The sequence below is a fragment of the Gryllotalpicola sp. CP2-P1 genome (assembly GCF_057512245.1).
Genome location: NZ_JBLRDT010000224.1, coordinates 1 through 3,883, shown reverse-complemented (window position 1 = coordinate 3,883; position 3,883 = coordinate 1). Strand labels below are relative to the sequence as shown.

4 protein-coding genes are annotated in these 3,883 nt (G+C 70.6%); 2 read left to right on the top strand and 2 right to left on the bottom strand.

What is annotated here, in order from left to right:
* Window positions 1–241, bottom strand: a 241-nt coding sequence (locus ACM2XV_RS13185; protein ID WP_487027257.1) for a hypothetical protein, incomplete at its 3' end; no start/stop codon positions are given.
* A gap of 18 nt (window positions 242–259) precedes the next feature.
* Window positions 260–1,369, bottom strand: a complete 1,110-nt coding sequence (locus ACM2XV_RS13180; RefSeq protein WP_487027256.1) for a 5-methyltetrahydropteroyltriglutamate--homocysteine S-methyltransferase — start codon at window positions 1,367–1,369, stop codon at window positions 260–262.
* 189 nt (window positions 1,370–1,558) lie between these two features.
* Here ACM2XV_RS13180 and ACM2XV_RS13175 point away from each other — a divergent pair, with 189 nt between their 5' ends.
* Window positions 1,559–1,801: a hypothetical protein gene (locus tag ACM2XV_RS13175; protein WP_487027255.1), complete on the top strand. Its 243-nt coding sequence runs from the start codon at window positions 1,559–1,561 to the stop codon at window positions 1,799–1,801.
* The gene (gene glgX / locus ACM2XV_RS13170; protein WP_487027254.1) at window positions 1,798–3,768 is read left to right on the top strand and encodes a glycogen debranching protein GlgX; all 1,971 of its coding nucleotides are present in this window, start codon (window positions 1,798–1,800) and stop codon (window positions 3,766–3,768) included. Before ACM2XV_RS13175 ends, glgX begins: the two co-directional genes overlap by 4 nt.
* Window positions 3,769–3,883 lie beyond the last annotated feature (115 nt).

Below are 3,883 nucleotides of genomic sequence, written 5' to 3'. Positions count from 1 at the left end.
GCGGCAGCAGCGCATCGCCCGGCGCCGAGAGCTCGCCACGCAGCGCGGCCAGCATCGCCTCGGCGTCGGCGGCATCGTGCGCCGCGAGCCGACGCGGGGCATCCCCCGCCCACCCGAGCAGACTCATGCCGGAATCGGCATGAACGCCGGAATCGAACCAGACGACCTCGCTCCGACCGTCGTCCAGCGCGAGGAACGCCGCCTCAGGGTCGAGCCAGCGCCCGACCTCCACGTCGATCACGGGATTCCCCGAGCGCCGCTACTTCCAGACCTCGTCGGCGATGGCGACGACCTCGCGCACCTTGGCCCACTGCTGCTCCTCGGTGAGCACATTGCCCTCTTCGGTCGAGGCGAAGCCGCACTGGGGGCTGAGCGCCAGCTGCTCGAGCGGCGCGAACGCCGCCGCCTCCTCGATGCGGCGGGCGATGGCGGCGCGGTCTTCGAGCTCGCCGCTCTTCGAGGTGATGAGGCCGAGCACGACCGTCTTGTCGCCGCGCGGCAGGAAGCGCAGGGGCTCGAAGCCCCCGGCGCGCTCGCTGTCGTACTCGAGGAAGTACCCGTCGAAGGCGGTGTTGCCGAGCAGCTGCTCGGCGACCGGCTCGTAGCCGCCCGACGAGATCCAGGTCGAGCGGAAGTTGCCGCGGCACACGTGCGTCGTGACCACCATGTCGTCGGGCTTGCCGGCGAGCGACGCGTTGATGAGCGCGGCGTAGCGCTCGGCGAGCCCCTCGGTGCGGATGCCGCGCGCCGCCGCCTTCTCGAGCTCGGTCTCCGAGCACAGATACGCCCACGCGGTGTCGTCGAACTGAAGGTAGCGGCACCCGGCCGCATAGAACGCCGCGATCGCATCGCGGTACGCGGCGGCCAGGTCATCGAACGCCGCCTCGTGGTCGGCATAGGCGCCGGTGGTGACCGCGTCGGCGTCGAGACGGAAGTGCAGCACGGTCGGCGACGGGATCGTCATCTTGGGCAGCGCGCCCGCGGGCGCGTTCTCGCGCAGGTAGGCGAAGTGCTGCAGGAAGGGGTGCTCGGCCGAGAAGCCGATGCGATCGGTGACCCGCAGTACCTTGTTCTTCGTGTTGGCGCCCGTGAACTGGATGCCGTGATCGGAGTCGACGACCGCGACGCCATCGAGCCCGTCGTAGAAGTCGTAGTGCCACCACGCGCGCCGGAACTCGCCGTCCGTTACGGCGCGCAGGCCGGCCTCCCTCTGCCGCGCGATCAGCTCGACGATCGCCGTGTCCTCGACGACGCGCAGCTGCGCGTCGTCGAGCAGGCCGGCTTCGTGGTCTGCTCGCGCTCGCTTGACGCTCTCGGGGCGCAGGAAGCTGCCGACGATGTCGCTGCGGAAAGGAGGATCGACGCTCACACGATCACGCTAGCCGGTCGCGCACCGATGAGCGGGGGTTCTCCTCGCGGGCGCGACGGATTTCGAAGAGCTCGGCTTTCCGCGGCCTATCCGGCGCAGACGCGGCTGTCAACGGCTGTCGCGCCGGGTGCCGCACGCCGTACCTTCACGGTGGAGCAGCGTTGCTCCCGCAGGGGAAAGGGACGAGCAATGAAGAGCCAGGCGGTCTATCGGACGGATTCTGGGGACTGGCAGATCGAGAAGCAGAGCGACGGCCTCTACCGCGTCATGAGCGCCGGCGCGGACGCCAAGGGAAGCGCCGGCTACATCGAGCAGGTGGGCGGCGTCTGGGTGGCGCTCGCGGGCGCCCGGCTCGACCGCTGCGTCGAAGTGGGCCAATCGGTCACCTTCGACCGCGCCGCGGCCCTGCTGCTGAAGCACGGGGCCGCGTGAGTCCGCGCCACGAGTCGGCGCGGCCCCCGCTCGGCGTCCATCTGGCCGAGGGCGGCGCCGAGGTCGCGGTCTACAGCGAGAACGCCGACGGCGTCGTGGTCTGCGTGCTCCAGGACGACGGCTCCGAGGCACGCACCGAGCTCGACATGCGCACCGGCCATGTCTTCCACGGCTTCGTGCGCGACATGCGGCCGGGCACCCGCTACGGCCTGCGCGTCAGCGGCCCCTGGGACCCGGCATCAGGACTGCGCTTCGACGACAGCAAGGTTCTGCTCGACCCCTATGCGACGGCGACGGCGGATGCCCCGGACGGCACGATCCTCGGCGTCGTGACCGACCCCGGCTCGTTCGACTGGCGGGGCGACGACCCGCCGCGCACGCCGCTGGCCGAGTCGGTCGTGTACGAGCTGCACGTGAAGGGCTTCACGAAGACGATGCCCGGCGTGCCCGAGGAGCTGCGCGGCACCTACGCGGGGCTCGCGCACCCCGCAGCCGTCGGGTACCTGCGCGAGCTCGGCGTCACGGCCGTCGAGCTGATGCCGGTGCACCGCTTCGTGCAGGACGGCCACCTGCTCGACAAGGGCCTGCGCAACTACTGGGGCTACAACTCCCTCGCGTTCCTCGCGCCGCACCCCGAGTACGCCGCTGCGCGCGACCCGCTCGAGCAGGTGAACGAGTTCAAGGGGATGGTGGCGGCGCTGCACGCGGCCGGCATCGAGGTGATCCTGGATGTCGTCTACAACCACACGGCGGAGGGAAACGACCAGGGGCCGACACTGAGCCTCAAGGGCATCGACAACCCGTCGTACTACCGGCTCGTCGAGGGCGACGCCGAGCACTACTTCGACACGACCGGCACCGGCAACAGCCTGAACGTCGGGCATCCGGCGGCGCTCGCCCTGATCATGGACTCGCTGCGCTACTGGGTGACCGAGATGCACATCGACGGGTTCCGCTTCGATCTCGCGACGACGCTCACGAGACAGGGGGGCGACCCCGACGTGCACAGCGCGTTCCTCGCGCTCATCCACCAGGATCCGACGCTCGCGCCCGTCAAGATGATCGCGGAGCCGTGGGACACGGCCGGCTACCAGGTGGGCGGATTCCCGGCCGACTGGTCGGAGTGGAACGGGAGGTTCCGCGACGACGTGCGCGACTTCTGGCGCGGCACGCCCGGCATGCTGGGGACCTTCGCGCAGCGCGTGCTCGGCAGCCCCGACGTCTACGAGGCATCCCGTCGCTCGCCCCTCTCGAGCGTCAATTTCGTGACAGCGCACGACGGCTTCACGCTCGCCGATCTGACGAGCTACAACGAGAAGCACAACGAGGCGAACGGCGAGGGCGGGGCCGACGGGGAATCCGACAACCGGTCAAGCAACTACGGCGCGGAAGGGCCCACCGACGACCCCGAGATCAACCGCGTGCGCACCCGCCAGCGCAAGAACCTGCTCGCCACGCTGCTGCTCTCGGCCGGCGTGCCGATGGTGCTCGGCGGCGACGAGCGCGGCCGCACGCAGGGCGGCAACAACAACGCGTACTGCCAGGACAACGAGACGTCGTGGTTCGACTGGGAGCACGGCGACGACGAACTGGCCGAGTTCACCCGCACCCTGATCTCGCTGCGCCGCGCCGAGCCCGCGCTGCGCCCGGACTGGTATCGCTATGCGCCGGGCTCCGGCAGCCCGCGCACCGTCGACCTGCGCCGCGCCGACGGCCGCCGCTTCACGAACTCGGACTGGCACCGGCCCGAGCACAAGGCGATCCAGTTCGTCTTGGGGCACCAGGGGCACACGACCTTCGCCGTCCTGATGAACGCCGCCGAGAACGGGGTCGAGTTCTCCCTTCCGTACACGCCGCGCCGCGTCTGGCGGCTCGAGCTCACGAGCGACGAGGGCCTCGACGTCGATGCCGCACGGCGGCTGACGCTCGCGCCCCGCTCGTTCGCGCTGCTGCGCTCGAGCCGCTGAGCACCGCCCGCGCGCTTATGATCATCGCGTGGTGAGGCGCGCGGGGATCGTCGCGGCCGTCGCCCTGTGTCTATTGCTGAGCGGCTGCCGCCCCGAAGCCGCCGGGAACGCGAGC